This window comes from Halopseudomonas sp. L-58 (genome assembly GCF_056859475.1).
The window spans coordinates 69807-85471 of the sequence record NZ_JBSXON010000059.1 but is presented as its reverse complement, the minus strand read 5'-3'; the positions used below and the strand labels follow the sequence as shown (position 1 = coordinate 85471).

Sequence of the window (15665 nt, the reverse complement as noted above, 5' to 3'; positions counted from 1 at the left end):
ATGAGGTAGAGCGTCTGTTTCGGCGCTTGAAAGGATTTCGCAGAATTTTCTCCCGCTTTGAAAAGCTCGATGTCATGTTCATCGGCTTCGTTAATTTTGCCCTGATCGTTGACGGACTGAGGTTGTGTTAACAGGCCCTAGTTGGTGCTCACGCTGGCCTCGGCCAGGTTGGCCTGTTCACGAGCCAGTTCATCGAGTGTCTGGGTGTTCTTGGTCAGGTAGAATGCGGCGATGGTGGGTACCCAGTCGGCGTGATGGTTGATCAGGCGCGGCTGGATGAAGCTGTACTGCTTATCCAGGCGGTCAAAGGTGTCCTTGTGTTCGGGCATCAGTTGCTTGAGCTGATTTGAGCCGTCGTTGATGCGGTTGTCCAGCTCGACAAACAGGCCCTCGCGGCTGGGCAGGAAGTACACGCCAACCGAACTGAACATGTTGTTTTCATACAGCAGCAGAATGCGGCTGGTCTCGATGCTCTGGCGTTGCAGGGCAACCAGATTATCCGGACTGCCTGCGACTTCCGCTTCATAAAGCTCTGCGGCGGCATTTTCGAGGTTGCCGTGTGCCATCATGATGCGGTTGACGGTGGCCAGGCTGTAGTGCGCCTGGTCCTCGGGCAACGCTTCCAGTTCCCGGATCAGGGTCACCAGCTCGCTGTAGAGCGGGCGAAGGTTGCCGGGGTTGTTCATCTGGCGCAGCAGTGAGTCCATTTGCTGCAGTGCGGAGTTGTAGATTTCGCGGTTGCCTGGCTCACGAACGCGCTCGTAGAGGTTGTTGTCGATCAGCAGGTAGGTTCCGGCCTTGAAGGCTTCGCTGCGGAACTCATGCAGCTGTTGCAGGCGTTGCGGGTCGGCGTAGGCGAGTGAGGCAATAAGCAGCAGTGGCAGCACCAGCAGGCGTTTCAAGAGCGTTGGCATGGTGAGGGTCCCCGAGTCCTTTGGATTTGTTCTTTTGTTATCCGGCGCCAGCGAGGCGACCGGTTTTGACGGTCTGCGCCGTCTGGCGTGGGCTCCTGCCCATTGTTCTACACCGGGTGTTGTATCACAGAGTTGCGCGAGATTGAAGAGATTGCTCGGACGTGTGCGCGACCGTCGGCGGCAAGCGCGGGGCGCTACGGTGTGGATATTTTGGCCTCATGTGTTTAAACTATTGCGCTAATCTGTCTATTCAGCGCGTATCTGACAATGCCTTTGCAAGCGGGATGTTGTGTTCAGCACCACATTCCCGCTTTTGTGCAGCCCGCGTTTGGTGAAATGTGTCAGTTCTTTCGGAGGTTTTCTTGTCCAAGCCAGCCATTCTCGCACTCGCCGACGGCAGTATTTTCCGCGGTGAGTCCATCGGCGCCGACGGTTCCAGTGTTGGTGAGGTCGTGTTCAATACGGCCATGACCGGTTATCAGGAGATCCTTACCGATCCCTCCTATGCGCGTCAAATCGTGACCCTGACCTACCCGCACATCGGCAACACCGGCGTGACCCCTGAGGATGTCGAGTCCGACGCTGTTCAGGCTGCCGGTCTGGTGATTCGTGACCTGCCGCTGCTGGCCAGCAACTGGCGCTGCAAGCAGTCTCTGGACGAGTATCTGCGTGAAAACAACATTGTTGCCATCGCCGGTATCGACACCCGTCGTCTGACCCGGATTCTGCGCGAGAAGGGCTCGCAGAATGGCTGCCTGCTGGCCGGAGACGATATCTCCGAGGAAAAGGCGCTTGAACTGGCGCGCAGCTTCCCTGGCCTCAAGGGCATGGATCTGGCCAAGGAAGTGTCGGTCAAGGAAAGCTATCAGTGGCGCTCCAGTGTCTGGAATCTGGAGACCGATAGTCATCCCGAGCTGTCCGATGCCGAGTTGCCCTACCACGTTGTTGCCTTCGATTACGGCGTGAAATTCAACATTCTGCGCATGCTGGTTGCGCGCGGTTGCCGTCTGACTGTGGTGCCCGCGCAAACGCCGGCCGCCGACGTGCTGGCCCTGAACCCGGATGGCGTGTTCCTGTCCAACGGCCCGGGCGACCCGGAGCCATGTGACTACGCCATTGCTGCGATCAAGGAAATTCTGGAAACGGACATCCCGGTATTTGGTATCTGTCTCGGTCACCAACTGCTGGCACTGGCCTCCGGTGCCAAAACCGTCAAGATGGGTCATGGTCACCATGGCGCCAACCATCCTGTTCAGGATCTGGATACCGGTGTGGTGATGATCACCAGTCAGAACCACGGCTTTGCGGTTGACGAGACCAGCCTGCCGGCCAACCTGCGGCCGACCCACAAGTCGCTGTTTGACGGCACCCTGCAAGGTATCGAGCGCACCGACAAGGCGGCCTTCAGCTTCCAGGGCCACCCCGAGGCGAGCCCGGGTCCGCACGATGTGGCACCGCTGTTCGACCGTTTCATCGACGCCATGAAAAAACGCGCCTGAACCCCGGTACACCTAGGATTTGTAAACGACTATGCCAAAACGTACAGACATTAAAAGCATTCTGATCCTCGGCGCCGGCCCTATCGTCATCGGTCAGGCCTGCGAGTTCGACTACTCCGGTGCTCAGGCCTGCAAGGCCCTGAAGGAAGAAGGTTTTCGCGTCATTCTGGTCAACTCCAACCCGGCGACCATCATGACCGACCCGGCCATGGCCGACGCCACCTACATCGAGCCGATCAAGTGGCAGACGGTTGCCAAGATCATCGAGAAAGAGCGCCCGGACGCGCTGCTGCCGACCATGGGCGGCCAGACCGCGCTGAACTGCGCACTGGATCTGGAGAAGCACGGCGTGCTGGAGCAGTACGGCGTGGAGATGATTGGTGCCAACGCCGACACCATCGACAAGGCCGAGGACCGTTCGCGCTTTGACAAGGCGATGAAGGCCATTGGTCTGGAGTGCCCGCGCTCCGGTATCGCACATACCATGGCTGAGGCCTACGGTGTTTTGGAGCAGGTCGGCTTTCCGTGCATCATCCGTCCATCGTTCACCATGGGTGGTACCGGTGGTGGTATCGCCTACAACCGTGAAGAGTTCGAGGAGATCTGCAACCGTGGTCTGGACCTGTCGCCGACCAACGAGCTGCTGATCGACGAGTCGCTGATCGGCTGGAAAGAGTACGAGATGGAAGTGGTCCGCGATAAGAAGGATAACTGCATCATCGTCTGCTCGATCGAAAACTTCGACCCGATGGGTGTTCACACCGGTGACTCCATTACTGTCGCGCCGGCCCAGACGCTGACCGACAAGGAATATCAGATCATGCGTAACGCCTCGCTGGCGGTACTGCGTGAGATTGGTGTCGAGACAGGTGGCTCCAACGTGCAGTTCGGTATCTGCCCGAACACCGGCCGCATGGTCGTCATCGAAATGAATCCGCGGGTGTCGCGCTCCTCGGCGCTGGCCTCCAAGGCCACCGGTTTCCCGATTGCCAAGATTGCCGCCAAGCTGGCTGTCGGCTACACCCTGGACGAGCTGCAGAACGACATCACTGGCGGTCGCACGCCGGCCTCCTTTGAGCCGTCCATCGACTACGTGGTTACCAAGATTCCGCGTTTCGCGTTCGAGAAATTCCCCAACGCCGATGCGCGCCTGACTACCCAGATGAAGTCGGTGGGTGAAGTGATGGCTATTGGTCGCACCTTCCAGGAGTCCGTGCAGAAAGCACTGCGCGGCCTGGAAGTGGGCGTCTGCGGTTTCGACCCCAAGGTCGATCCGGCTGCCGACGACGTAATGACCGAGCTGACCCGCGAGCTGACCGTCCCGGGTGCGGATCGCATCTGGTACGTGGCTGACGCGTTCCGCGCTGGCATGACCCTGCAACAGGTGTTTGATCTGACCAAGATTGATACCTGGTTCCTCGTGCAGATTGAGGACCTGGTCAAGGAAGAAGAGCGGGTCAAGACGCTGGGGCTGGCCGACATCGACTACAACCTGATGTTCCGCCTCAAGCGCAAGGGCTTCTCTGACCTGCGTCTGTCGCAGTTGCTGGCCGTGAGCGAGAAGAGCCTGCGTCGTCATCGTCACAAGCTGAACGTGCTGCCGGTTTACAAGCGCGTTGACACCTGTGCGGCCGAGTTCGCCACCGATACCGCCTACATGTATTCGACTTATGAGCAAGAGTGCGAGTCCAATCCGTCCAGCCGTGACAAGATCATGGTGCTGGGTGGTGGGCCGAACCGTATTGGTCAGGGCATCGAGTTTGACTACTGCTGTGTTCACGCTGCACTGGCGATGCGTGAAGATGGTTACGAAACCATCATGGTCAACTGCAACCCGGAAACCGTTTCCACCGACTATGACACCTCGGATCGTCTGTATTTCGAGCCGGTGACCCTGGAAGACGTGCTGGAAATCGTTCGCGTCGAACAGCCCAAGGGTGTGATCGTGCAGTACGGTGGTCAGACGCCGCTCAAACTGGCGCGCGCGCTGGAAGAGGCCGGCGTGCCGATTATCGGTACCAGCCCTGAGGCGATTGACCGCGCCGAAGACCGTGAGCGCTTCCAGCAGATGGTTGAGCGCCTGGCACTGCGTCAGCCGCCGAATGCGACTGCGCGCAGCGAAGACGAGGCTCTCGCACTGTCCAAGCGCATCGGTTATCCGCTGGTGGTGCGTCCGTCCTACGTACTGGGCGGGCGGGCGATGGAAATCGTCTATCAGGAAGAAGAACTCAAGCGCTACATGCGCGAGGCGGTCAAGGTGTCTAACGACAGCCCGGTGCTGCTGGATCACTTCCTGAACTGCGCCATCGAAGTGGATATTGACGCGGTCTCTGACGGCAAGGATGTGGTGATCGGGGCGATCATGCAGCACATCGAACAGGCTGGCGTGCACTCTGGCGACTCGGCGTGCTCGCTGCCGCCGTATTCGCTGCCGGCGAACATCCAGGACGATATTCGCGAGCAGGTGCGCAAGATGGCACTGGAGCTGGGCGTGGTCGGCCTGATGAACGTGCAGATGGCGGTGCAGGGCGAGGACATCTACGTGATCGAGGTCAACCCGCGCGCCTCCCGTACCGTGCCGTTCGTATCCAAGTGCATCGGTCAGTCGCTGGCCAAGATTGCTGCCCGTGTCATGGCAGGCAAGACGCTGCAGGAACTGGGCTTCACTGAAGAGGTGGTGCCGCCGTACTTCAGCGTTAAGGAAGCGGTGTTCCCGTTCGCCAAGTTCCCCGGCGTAGACCCGATCCTCGGCCCTGAAATGAAGTCCACCGGTGAGGTAATGGGTGTGGGTGACAGCTTCGGTGAGGCGTTTGCCAAGTCCCAGCTGGGTTCTGGTGAAGTGCTGCCGACCAGCGGCACCGTGTTCATCAGTGTGCGTGAAGACGACAAGCCGCTGGTGGTCGATGTTGCCCGCGATCTGATCGACCTGGGTTTTGAAGTGGTTGCGACCGCCGGCACTGCCAAGGTGCTGGAAGCGGCCAACCTGCCGGTACGTCGCGTGAACAAGGTGACCGAAGGGCGTCCGCATATTGTCGACATGATCAAGAACGACGAGATTGATCTGGTGATCAACACCACCGAAGGTCGCCAGTCGATTGCCGATTCCTATTCGATTCGTCGCAACGCACTGCAGCACAAGGTCTACTCGACTACCACCCTGGCAGGTGGCGAGGCGGTCTGCACTGCACTGAAATTTGGCCCGGAGCGCGCAGTGCGTCGTCTCCAGGATTTGCACAAAGGTATCTGAGTTATGAAGTACCCGATGACCAAGCAGGGCGCAGAAGCTCTCGAAGTCGAACTCAAGCACCTCAAGAGTGAGCTGCGGCCGCAGATCACTCAGGCGATTGCGGAAGCTCGCGAGCTCGGCGATCTCAAGGAAAATGCCGAATACCATGCCGCGCGCGAGCAGCAAGGTATGGTCGAGGCGCGTATCCGTGACATCGAAGGTCGCCTGTCCAATGCGCAGGTGATCGACGTGACCACTATCCCGCATACCGGAAAGGTAATCTTTGGCACCACGGTGACCATTGCCAATGTCGAAACTGACGAAGAGGTGGTTTACCAGATCGTTGGTGATGACGAGGCTGACATCAAGCAGCGCAAGCTGTCGGTCAACTCACCCATCGCCCGCGCCCTGATCGGCAAGGAAGAGGGTGAGATTGTCGCGGTGAAAACACCGAGCGGTGTGGTCGAATACGAGATTGTCGAGGTCCAGCACCTGTGACGCCGGCGGCTGTTGGTAGTGGCCGCCGGGAGGGTGGCCGCGTGGTCTGGCAGCTGCTGCTGACCCTCTGGGTCGGTTCGGTATGGAGTCTGCACTTTGTCTTTTTGCCGGCGCTGGAACAGTCCGGCCTGGCGCCGTTGCTTGTTGACGATGCCGCCCTGACCCTGCGCCCGGCGGTACTGGGCATCAGTGCGGTGGCAATGCTGCTGCAACTTTTTGTGCTGGTAGTGCGTGTGCGCGGAGCCATTTGGCGTGATGTGCGGGCCCAGGTTCTCGTTCTGGCGCTGGCGGCGGTGGGGGCATTTTTCCTGTTCCGCGGCGCAGGCAATCAGCTGTTGATGCTGATGAGTTATCTGGTGGTGGCGTTCGCCGGTCTGGTGCTGGCGGTGCAGCCACGACCGGACGAGTCGGCGGGTGACAGATAAGGCAAACGGGGCCGAAGGGCCCCGTTGCTTTTTCAGAAGCCCTGAAAACGTTTCAGGTTGGACAGGTTGGCGTTGGGCTTCTTGGCCCGGCGCAGCAGGATTGCCATCTTGCCGATCACCTGAACCAGTTCGGCACCGGTCTGGCTGCAAGCCTCGGCAATCAGCGCCTGTTTGGCCTCGCGATCACTGACGGTAACCCTGATCTTGATCAGTTCGTGGTCGTTCAGAGCGCGGTCCAGTTCGGCCAGGACGCCTTCGCTGACACCCTGTTCGCTGATGATGACGATCGGCTTCAGGTGATGGCCGATGCGTTTGAGGTCTTTTTTCTGTGCGGAGCTGAGCGCCATAATGTTCCGTATGAAGATTCAAATGAGTGTTGATGCACTAGTTTAACCGGCGGCGTGATCCGCTGCACGAGGTATTCCGTGGCACAGTCCAAGACAAGCAAGCGTTGGCTCAAAGAGCATTTCGATGACCCGTTCGTAAAACAGGCCCAGAAAGATGGCTACCGCTCGCGCGCAAGTTACAAGTTGCTGGAGATTCAGGAGCGCGACCGCATTCTGAAGCCGGGCATGACCGTGCTGGATCTGGGGGCGGCCCCGGGCGGCTGGTCGCAGGTCGCGTCGCGTCTGATTGGTGAAAAGGGGCGCATCATTGCATCCGACATTCTGGCCATGGATAGCATTCCCGACGTCACCTTCATCAAGGGCGATTTTACCGAGGATGCGGTATTTGAGCAGATTCTCGCTGCCATTGGTGATGCCCCGGTCGACCTTGTTATTTCCGATATGGCCCCCAATATGAGTGGGACGCCAGCAGTTGATCAACCGCGCGCCATGTATCTGTGTGAGTTGGCACTCGACATGGCCTCGCGCGTGCTCCGGCCCGGCGGCGATTTTTTGATCAAGGTGTTTCACGGAGAGGGTTTCGATGAGTATTTCCGTGAGATGCGGGGTCAATTCGACAAGCTGCTGACGCGTAAACCCGATGCCTCGCGTGGCCGTTCGCGCGAGACCTACCTGCTGGCCCGTGGTTTCAAGGGTGGTGAACGCTGATCCGTGTGCAGCGAATCGGAACCGGAGCTTGCCCCGGGTGGTCTGTGAGGTGGCTGTTACATAGCGGGTTACACTGAAGCCAATGCCGAGGTGACCTAAACTGGTGTAATGTTGGCAGGTGGTTAAAAGACTCAGCAAGGCGCCCGCGGTCGTGCAGCGGGGCAAGAGGGTAGCAAATTGAACGATATGGCGAAGAACCTCATCCTGTGGTTGATCATTGCCGCGGTACTGGTCACGGTGATGAACAACTTCAGCAAGACCAGCGAACCGGATACGCTGAATTATTCACAGTTTCTGGAACTGGTGGAGAATCGCCAGATCGAGCGAGTGACTGTGGATGGATACATCATCACCGGTCGTGAGCGCAGCGGGGATACCTTCAAGACCGTGCGTCCGGCCATTCAGGACAACGGCCTGATCGGTGATCTGCTGGATAACGATGTCATCATCGAGGGCAAGCAGCCGGAGCAGCAAAGCATCTGGACGCAGCTGCTGATCGCCAGCTTCCCCATTCTCATCATTATCGCCATTTTCATGTTCTTCATGCGGCAGATGCAGGGCGGTGCCGGTGGTCGCGGTGGCCCGATGAGCTTTGGCAAAAGCAAGGCGCGCATGCTGTCCGAAGATCAGGTGAAGACGACGTTCGCTGACGTCGCGGGCTGCGACGAGGCGAAGGAAGACGTGCAGGAACTGGTTGAGTTCCTGCGTGACCCGGGCAAGTTTCAGCGCCTGGGTGGTCATATTCCGCGCGGTGTGCTGATGGTTGGTCAGCCTGGTACCGGTAAGACCCTGCTGGCGAAGGCGGTTGCCGGTGAAGCCAAGGTGCCTTTCTTTACCATTTCCGGTTCCGACTTCGTCGAGATGTTCGTCGGTGTGGGTGCGTCCCGGGTGCGCGACATGTTCGAGCAGGCCAAGAAGCACGCGCCCTGCATCATCTTTATCGATGAGATCGATGCGGTCGGCCGTCACCGTGGTTCCGGAATGGGCGGCGGTCATGACGAGCGCGAGCAGACTCTGAACCAGTTGCTGGTCGAGATGGATGGCTTTGAGCCGAACGACGGCATTATCGTGATTGCCGCGACCAACCGCCCTGATGTGCTTGACCCTGCGTTGTTGCGCCCCGGCCGTTTCGATCGTCAGGTGGTGGTGGGTCTGCCGGATATCCGCGGCCGCGAGCAGATTCTCAAGGTGCACATGCGCAAGGTGCCGCTGGGCGAGGATGTGAATCCGTCGCTGATCGCGCGCGGTACGCCGGGCTTCTCCGGTGCTGATCTGGCCAACCTGGTCAACGAGGCTTCGCTGTTCGCTGCGCGCTCCAACAAGCGTCTGGTGGAGATGAGCGAGTTCGAGATGGCCAAAGACAAGATCATGATGGGCGCCGAGCGCAAGTCGATGGTCATGTCCGACAAGGAAAAGCTGAACACGGCCTACCACGAGTCCGGTCATGCCATTGTCGGGCGTCTGGTGCCCGAGCATGACCCGGTCTACAAGGTCACCATCATTCCGCGCGGTCGTGCGCTGGGTGTGACCATGTTCCTGCCGGAAGAGGATCGTTACAGTCTGTCCAAGCGGGCGTTGACCAGTCAGATTTGCTCGCTGTTCGGTGGCCGTATCGCCGAGGAGATGACGCTGGGCTTTGATGGTGTGACCACCGGTGCATCAAACGACATCATGCGGGCAACCCAGTTGGCCAAGAACATGGTGACCAAGTGGGGCTTGTCTGAAAAGCTGGGTCCTCTGCTCTATGCCGAGGACGAGGATCAGGGCTTCCTTGGGCGCTCCAGCGCTGGCGGTCTGGCTGGTGTCTCCGGTGAAACCGCCAAGCAGATCGACGAAGAGGTGCGTCGCATCATCGACGAGAGCTACGCCACTGCCCGCCGTCTGCTGGAAGAAAACCGTGACAAGCTGGACATGATGGCTGAAGCCTTGATGAAGTACGAAACCATCGATACACAGCAGATTGACGACATCATGGCAGGGCGCGTGCCCCGTGAGCCGAAGGACTGGCAAGGCGATGACAAATCCGGGCCCGGCGCTGTAGTAACGCCCGACGATGCCAAGTCGGATGTCGTTGATACTCCCAAGGGCTCCGGTCCGATCGGCGGACCTGCCGGGGAGCATTGAGGGCCTGATGCGTTCTGACAGCAATAGCTCCCGTTTGCCTTGCGGCATTCGGGAGCTTGATCTTTCTCGTGCCCATGTCATGGGCATTCTCAATGTTACGCCTGACTCCTTTTCCGACGGTGGCCGTTACAATCGTCTGGATGCTGCGTTGCTGCATGTCGAGCAGATGATTGGCGCAGGAGCGTCCCTGATCGATGTTGGGGGGGAGTCCACTCGCCCCGGCGCTGCTGTAGTCTCCGTTGAGGAGGAGCTGCAGCGCGTGGTGCCGGTAGTTGAGGCTATCGCTGCTCGCTTTGACGTGGTGATTTCGGTTGATACCAGTACGCCCGAGGTGATGGTGGCGTCGGCCGCAGCCGGTGCGGGGCTGATCAATGACGTCCGTGCGCTCGAGCGTCCCGGTGCGCTCGAGGCCGCGCGCGATACCGGGTTGCCAATTTGCCTCATGCACCGCCAAGGCGAGCCGGATACCATGCAGCTCGCGCCGCGCTACGCCAGTGTGCTGGATGAGGTGAATGCGTATCTGCAGGCTCGGGTCGAGGCCTGCGAGGCAGCCGGCATTATCCGTCAGAGATTGATCCTTGATCCCGGGTTTGGTTTTGGCAAGACCCTGGAGCACAATCTGGGATTATTTGCGCGTTTGCGCGATCTGCGTCCGGCCGGGCTACCGCTGCTGGTGGGCGTGTCCAGAAAAAGCATGATTGGCCAGGCGCTGGATCGGCCGGTTGATCAGCGTCTGTATGGTGGTCTTGCCCTGGCGGCCCTGGCGGTGGATGCCGGTGCGGCGATTTTGCGCGTGCACGATGTCGCTGAAACGGTCGATGTGGTGCGCATGGTTGAGGCGGTTAAAAGCGCCCGTCAGTCCTAACAATTTCAAGCGGCAGAGTCAGTTAATGGAAAAACGTTATTTTGGCACCGATGGCATTCGCGGCCGGGTAGGCAGTGCGCCGATTACCCCCGAATTCATGTTGAAGCTGGGCTGGGCTGTTGGCACGGCCTTTCGGCATCACGGTGCCTGTCGCGTGATTATCGGCAAGGATACGCGTATCTCGGGTTATATGTTCGAGTCGGCGCTGGAGGCGGGGCTGTCTGCGGCCGGTGCCCATGTTCAGCTGCTGGGGCCAATGCCTACACCCGCGATTGCCTACCTGACGCGTACCTTCATGGCTGACGTCGGTATTGTGATCAGTGCCTCTCACAATCCGTTTTACGATAATGGCATCAAGTTTTTCTCGTCGGTTGGCAGCAAGTTGCCGGACAGTCTGGAGCTCGAGATAGAGCGGCTGGTAGATGAGCCCATGACCGTGGTTGACTCTGCCCTGCTCGGCAAGGTGTCCCGCGTGGAAGATGCCTCCGGCCGCTATATCGAGTTCTGCAAGAGCAGTGTGCCTACCAGCACCAGTTTCAAGGGGCTGAAAGTGGTGCTCGACTGCGCTCACGGTGCAACTTACAAGGTGGCGCCGAGCGTGTTTCGCGAGTTGGGTGCCGACGTCAGGGTGATCGGCGCGAGCCCTGACGGCCTGAATATCAATGCCGATGTCGGGTCAACCCACCTGACCGCGCTGAGGTCCGCCGTGGTCGCCGAGGGGGCGGATTTGGGTATCGCCTTTGACGGCGATGGTGATCGGGTGTTGATGGTTGATCAGTCTGGCAATGAGGTGGACGGTGATCAGCTGCTGTATATCATCGCGCTCGACCTGCACGAGCGCGGCTTGCTGCGGGGCGGTGTGGTTGGCACCCTGATGACCAATCTCGGGCTTGAGCTGGCGATGAAGGCGCGTGGTGTCGAATTTGTGCGGGCCAATGTCGGGGATCGGTATGTTATGGCCGAGCTGCGTCAGCGCGAGTGGATACTTGGCGGCGAATCTTCTGGCCACATCGTCTGCCTGCATCACACCTCGACCGGCGACGGCATTATTGCTGCGCTTCAGGTGTTGAAGGCGCTGCAGCGGTCGGGGCTCTCCCTGGAGCAAGCCTGCGCAGGCATGCAGAAGTGTCCGCAGAAGCTGATCAATGTGCGCTATGCGCCGGGTGCCGGGTCGCCGCTGGAGCAGCAGGCGGTCAAGGATGCGGTGTCGCAGGCCGAGGCCCGTCTCGGCGACGCCGGTCGAGTGCTGTTGCGTCTGTCCGGTACCGAGCCGCTGGTGCGGGTTATGGTCGAAGGTCAGGACGCCGCGCAGGTTGAGCACGAAGCTGCGGCGCTGGCCGATGTTGTTACGCGGATATTAAACGGATGAAAAAGGCAGTTGTGTCACCGATACAACTTGGTTAAGATTGGCGCCCGCTTGGGTAGAGAGGTTTGGCATGCGACGTCCGCTAGTTGCCGGCAACTGGAAAATGCACGGTTCTCGGCAGTCTGTAGATGCCTTGCTGAATGGCCTGGTCGAGCAGGAGTGGCCTGAAGGGGTCGAGCTGATGATTGCTCCCCCTGCGCTGTATATCGATCGGTGTGTAGATCGTCTGCAGGGCTCGCCGCTGTCGGTGGGAGGCCAGACCTGTGCCACGCAGGCTGAGCCAGGCGCGCTGACTGGTGAGATATCGCCGGCGCAACTTCGGGATGCAGGATGTGGTTATGTCCTCGTTGGTCATTCCGAGCGCAGGACCCTGTTCGGCGAGTCCGATGCAGTGGTCTGTAAAAAGTTTGCTGCTGCGCTTGCGTGTGGATTGCGGCCCGTATTATGTGTTGGCGAGAGCCAGGCTGAGCGGGATACCGGTCAGACAGCTGATGTGGTTGCGCGGCAGTTGCAGGTTATCCTCGATGCCTTTGGTGTTGGTGGTCTGGCAGAGGGTGTAGTTGCGTATGAGCCTGTGTGGGCTATCGGAACTGGCTTGACTGCGAGCCCTGAGCAGGCTCAGGATGTGCACGCCATGATTCGAGCCAGGCTGGCGATGCTGGATGACGCGCAGGCACAAGATGTGCGGATTGTTTATGGCGGTAGTGTGAAGGCGGACAATGCAGAGGCGTTGTTCTCCATGCCGGATATCGACGGGGGACTCATTGGTGGAGCTTCTCTGAACGCGGAAGAATTCGGTGCGATCGCTCGCGCCGCTGGACGAGTGTAATGATTGAGACCGTGATTGTAGTGCTGCACCTGCTGGTTGCCATTGCCGTAGTCGGCCTGGTTCTGATGCAGCAGGGCAAGGGTGCGGAAGCGGGAGCCTCCTTTGGTTCCGGCGCCTCGGCGACCGTATTCGGCAGTCAGGGTTCGGGCACCTTTCTGAGTCGCGTGACTGCGATTCTGGCTGCGGTGTTCTTTGTGACTTCTCTGGGGCTGGCTTACTATGCCAGCCACAAGGCGGACGCGGCCATTGAGGCTGGTCTGCCGGCTCCGGCCCTGCAGGTTGAGCAGCAGGCTCCGGCGCTGATTGACGAGGATGTGCCGGTGCTGGAGCAGGACGTCGCTCCAACGGATGTGCCGGAGTCGATTGGGGAAGAGATTCCGCCGGCGGCTGAGTAAGCCTCGGCGCTGGTAGTACAGGTTTTGCGGAAGTGGTGGAATTGGTAGACACGCTATCTTGAGGGGGTAGTGCCTTAGGGTGTATGGGTTCGAGTCCCATCTTCCGCACCATCTACAGGGGTCTGATACATCAGGCCCCTGTTTCTTTTTCAGGGGTGAACAGGTGTGCCGGTTGTCATGTTGCGCCGGTAGACGTATAATTCACGCCCTAGATTCGACGCGGGGTGGAGCAGTCTGGTAGCTCGTCGGGCTCATAACCCGAAGGTCGTAGGTTCAAATCCTGCCCCCGCAACCAGTATCAAAGGGCCCCTTTTAAGGGGCTTTTTGTTAGGTTTTTGCCGCGGTTCATTTCCTTTTGGCTGCGGAGCTAACGGTCTCTGGGCTTCGTCTGTGCGAAGCGGCCAGACTCACGATGGGCTTAAGGCCCATTTTTTATTCATGCGACAAATATAGGCGGTGAGCGTGTCCGGCAAAGTGACTGAGTTGGAGACCCTGCTGGTCCCGGTCGTCGAGGCATTGGGATACACCTGCTGGGGTATCGAGTACCTGTCCCAGGGGAAACACACCCTGCTGCGCGTATATATTGATCATCCGGATGGCGTCAGTGTCGAAGCCTGTGCCGCCGTCAGTCGTCAGGCCAGCGCTGTGCTGGATGTCGAGGATCCGATTTCCGGCGACTATACCCTGGAGGTTTCCTCTCCGGGCATGGACCGTCCCCTGTTCACGCTGCAGCAGTATCTGGACTGCACTGGCGAGCAGGCAAAGATCAGGCTGCGTACCCCTTATGAGGGGCGCCGTAATTTTCAGGGTGTGATTCGCGGAGTGGAGGGTGACGAGGTCATTCTGCAGGTAGGCGAGCACGAGTACCTGCTGCCCATCGATTCGATCGATAAGGGCAATATCATTCCGCGTTTTTGAACAAATTTCGGGCTGAACGAGCCCAATGGACGGCGTTAGGCGAGGCATACGATGAGCAAAGAAGTGTTGCTGGTTGTGGAATCCGTTTCCAACGAAAAGGGTGTACCACCCGGTGTAATCTTTGAAGCGCTTGAGCTGGCATTGGCAACGGCGACCAAAAAGCGTTACGAAGATGAAGTGGATGTGCGCGTGTCGATCAATCGGCACACCGGTGACTATGAAACATTCCGTCGTTGGGCGGTGGTGGCGGATGAGGATTTTGACGATCCGGCCATCCAGCTGGCCCTGGATCAGGCTCAGGAGCGCGATTCTGCGCTCAACATTGGTGACCAGTACGAAGAAAAGATCGAGTCGGTCGAGTTCGGTCGTATCGCTGCGCAGATTGCCAAGCAGGTTATCGTGCAGAAGGTTCGCGAAGCCGAGCGCGCTCAGGTGGTTGACGCCTATCGTGATCGACTGGGCGAAATCATCAGCGGTACTGTAAAGAAGGTGACACGTGACAGCGTCATCGTCGACCTGGGCAACAATGCCGAAGCCGTTCTGCCGCGCGAAGAAATGATCCCGCGCGAGACGTTCCGCACCGGCACCCGTATCCGTGCCCTGCTCAAGGATATCCGTACCGAGAATCGCGGCCCGCAGCTGGTGCTGTCGCGTGCCTGCCCGGAGATGATCATCGAGCTGTTCCGCATTGAAGTGCCGGAAATCGCCGAGGAGCTGATTGAGGTGATGGGCGCTGCCCGTGACCCGGGGTCGCGGGCCAAGATCGCTGTGCGTTCCAAGGACAAACGCATCGATCCGCAAGGGGCCTGTATCGGTATGCGCGGTTCGCGCGTTCAGGCCGTATCCGGCGAACTGGGCGGCGAGCGCGTCGATATCGTTCTCTGGGACGATAACCTGGCTCAGTTTGTCATCAATGCCATGGCCCCGGCGGAAGTCGCGTCCATCATTCTGGACGAGGATACCCAGACCATTGATCTGGCGGTTGCCGAAGACAACCTGGCGCAAGCCATTGGCCGTAATGGCCAGAACGTTCGTCTGGCCAGTCAGCTGACCGGCTGGACCCTGAACGTCATGACTGAAGACGATATCCGTGCCAAGCAGGAAGCCGAGACCGGCGACGTGCTGCGCAACTTCGTCGACGAGCTGGATGTCGATGAGGAAGTGGCTCAGATGTTGGTTGAAGAAGGTTTCACCACGCTGGAAGAAGTTGCCTACGTGCCGATGGAGGAACTGCTCGAGATCGATGGCTTTGATGAAGACATCGTCAACGAGCTGCGCGCCCGCGCCAAGGACCGTCTGCTGACCAAGGCGATTGCCAACGAGGAGAAGCTCGAAGAAGCACAGCCGGCTGACGACCTGCTGAATATGGATGGTATGGAACGGGCGCTGGCTTTCAAGCTGGCGGCCAACGGCATCCTGACAATGGAAGATCTGGCCGAGCAGTCCGTGGACGACCTGCTCGACATCGACGGTATCGATGAAGAGCGTGCTGCGGCTTTGATCATGGCAGCCCGCGCCCCCTGGTTTGAATAACCGGTCGGAATCGACGAG

The 15665-nt window shown here is 59.2% G+C and carries 14 protein-coding genes, 2 tRNA genes and 1 pseudogene; 15 read left to right on the top strand and 2 right to left on the bottom strand.

What is annotated here, in order from left to right; translation table 11 throughout:
- Window positions 1–131: pseudogene (locus AC13EY_RS09495) on the top strand (IS5-like element ISCARN85 family transposase); the annotation flags it as partial.
- 6 nt (window positions 132–137) lie between these two features.
- Here AC13EY_RS09495 and AC13EY_RS09490 read toward each other — a convergent pair.
- Complete coding sequence (locus AC13EY_RS09490) at window positions 138–914, bottom strand: hypothetical protein (protein ID WP_233048381.1); 777 nt, start codon at window positions 912–914, stop codon at window positions 138–140.
- Between the two features lie 362 nt (window positions 915–1276).
- On the opposite strand from AC13EY_RS09490, the gene carA reads away from it, so the two are divergent.
- Genes carA through AC13EY_RS09470 form a run of 4 tightly spaced genes read left to right on the top strand, consistent with a single transcriptional unit; the run spans window position 1277 to window position 6562 of the window.
- Window positions 1277–2413, top strand: a complete 1137-nt coding sequence (gene carA, locus AC13EY_RS09485; RefSeq protein WP_233048380.1) for a glutamine-hydrolyzing carbamoyl-phosphate synthase small subunit — start codon at window positions 1277–1279, stop codon at window positions 2411–2413.
- A 31-nt stretch (window positions 2414–2444) separates the two neighbouring features.
- Complete coding sequence (gene carB, locus AC13EY_RS09480; RefSeq protein WP_233048379.1) at window positions 2445–5660, top strand: carbamoyl-phosphate synthase large subunit; 3216 nt, start codon at window positions 2445–2447, stop codon at window positions 5658–5660.
- Window positions 5661–5663: 3 nt separating this feature from the next.
- Window positions 5664–6137 (top strand): transcription elongation factor GreA, encoded by a 474-nt coding sequence (gene greA, locus AC13EY_RS09475; RefSeq protein ID WP_088276375.1) that lies wholly within the window; start codon window positions 5664–5666, stop codon window positions 6135–6137.
- A gap of 41 nt (window positions 6138–6178) precedes the next feature.
- The gene (locus AC13EY_RS09470; RefSeq protein WP_228246845.1) at window positions 6179–6562 is read left to right on the top strand and encodes a hypothetical protein; all 384 of its coding nucleotides are present in this window, start codon (window positions 6179–6181) and stop codon (window positions 6560–6562) included.
- A gap of 32 nt (window positions 6563–6594) precedes the next feature.
- On the opposite strand, the gene yhbY is transcribed toward AC13EY_RS09470, so the two are convergent.
- The gene (yhbY, locus tag AC13EY_RS09465; protein WP_228246846.1) at window positions 6595–6909 is read right to left on the bottom strand and encodes a ribosome assembly RNA-binding protein YhbY; all 315 of its coding nucleotides are present in this window, start codon (window positions 6907–6909) and stop codon (window positions 6595–6597) included.
- A gap of 78 nt (window positions 6910–6987) precedes the next feature.
- Here yhbY and rlmE point away from each other — a divergent pair, with 78 nt between their 5' ends.
- The 10 genes from rlmE (at window position 6988) to nusA (ending at window position 15647) form a co-directional block, all read left to right on the top strand.
- A complete protein-coding gene (gene rlmE, locus AC13EY_RS09460) occupies window positions 6988–7617 on the top strand; it encodes a 23S rRNA (uridine(2552)-2'-O)-methyltransferase RlmE (protein ID WP_233048378.1) in 630 nt (209 codons plus the stop codon).
- Window positions 7618–7803: 186 nt separating this feature from the next.
- Entirely contained in the window at window positions 7804–9741 is a 1938-nt protein-coding gene (gene ftsH / locus AC13EY_RS09455) for an ATP-dependent zinc metalloprotease FtsH (RefSeq protein WP_373315000.1), read from the top strand.
- 7 nt (window positions 9742–9748) lie between these two features.
- Window positions 9749–10606: a dihydropteroate synthase gene (gene folP / locus AC13EY_RS09450; protein WP_228246848.1), complete on the top strand. Its 858-nt coding sequence runs from the start codon at window positions 9749–9751 to the stop codon at window positions 10604–10606.
- Between the two features lie 25 nt (window positions 10607–10631).
- Window positions 10632–11975, top strand: a complete 1344-nt coding sequence (glmM, locus tag AC13EY_RS09445) for a phosphoglucosamine mutase (RefSeq protein ID WP_335600607.1) — start codon at window positions 10632–10634, stop codon at window positions 11973–11975.
- Between the two features lie 67 nt (window positions 11976–12042).
- Window positions 12043–12801, top strand: coding sequence for a triose-phosphate isomerase (tpiA, locus tag AC13EY_RS09440; protein WP_233048377.1), 759 nt, complete (start codon window positions 12043–12045; stop codon window positions 12799–12801).
- Window positions 12801–13196: a preprotein translocase subunit SecG gene (gene secG / locus AC13EY_RS09435; protein WP_228246851.1), complete on the top strand. Its 396-nt coding sequence runs from the start codon at window positions 12801–12803 to the stop codon at window positions 13194–13196. Before tpiA ends, secG begins: the two co-directional genes overlap by 1 nt.
- Window positions 13197–13222: 26 nt before the next feature.
- A tRNA-Leu gene (locus AC13EY_RS09430) sits at window positions 13223–13307 on the top strand.
- 107 nt (window positions 13308–13414) lie between these two features.
- Window positions 13415–13491: transfer RNA gene (locus AC13EY_RS09425), tRNA-Met, on the top strand.
- Between the two features lie 167 nt (window positions 13492–13658).
- Window positions 13659–14114, top strand: a complete 456-nt coding sequence (rimP, locus tag AC13EY_RS09420) for a ribosome maturation factor RimP (RefSeq protein WP_088276385.1) — start codon at window positions 13659–13661, stop codon at window positions 14112–14114.
- A gap of 51 nt (window positions 14115–14165) precedes the next feature.
- Window positions 14166–15647 (top strand): transcription termination factor NusA, encoded by a 1482-nt coding sequence (gene nusA / locus AC13EY_RS09415; protein ID WP_335600606.1) that lies wholly within the window; start codon window positions 14166–14168, stop codon window positions 15645–15647.
- Window positions 15648–15665 lie beyond the last annotated feature (18 nt).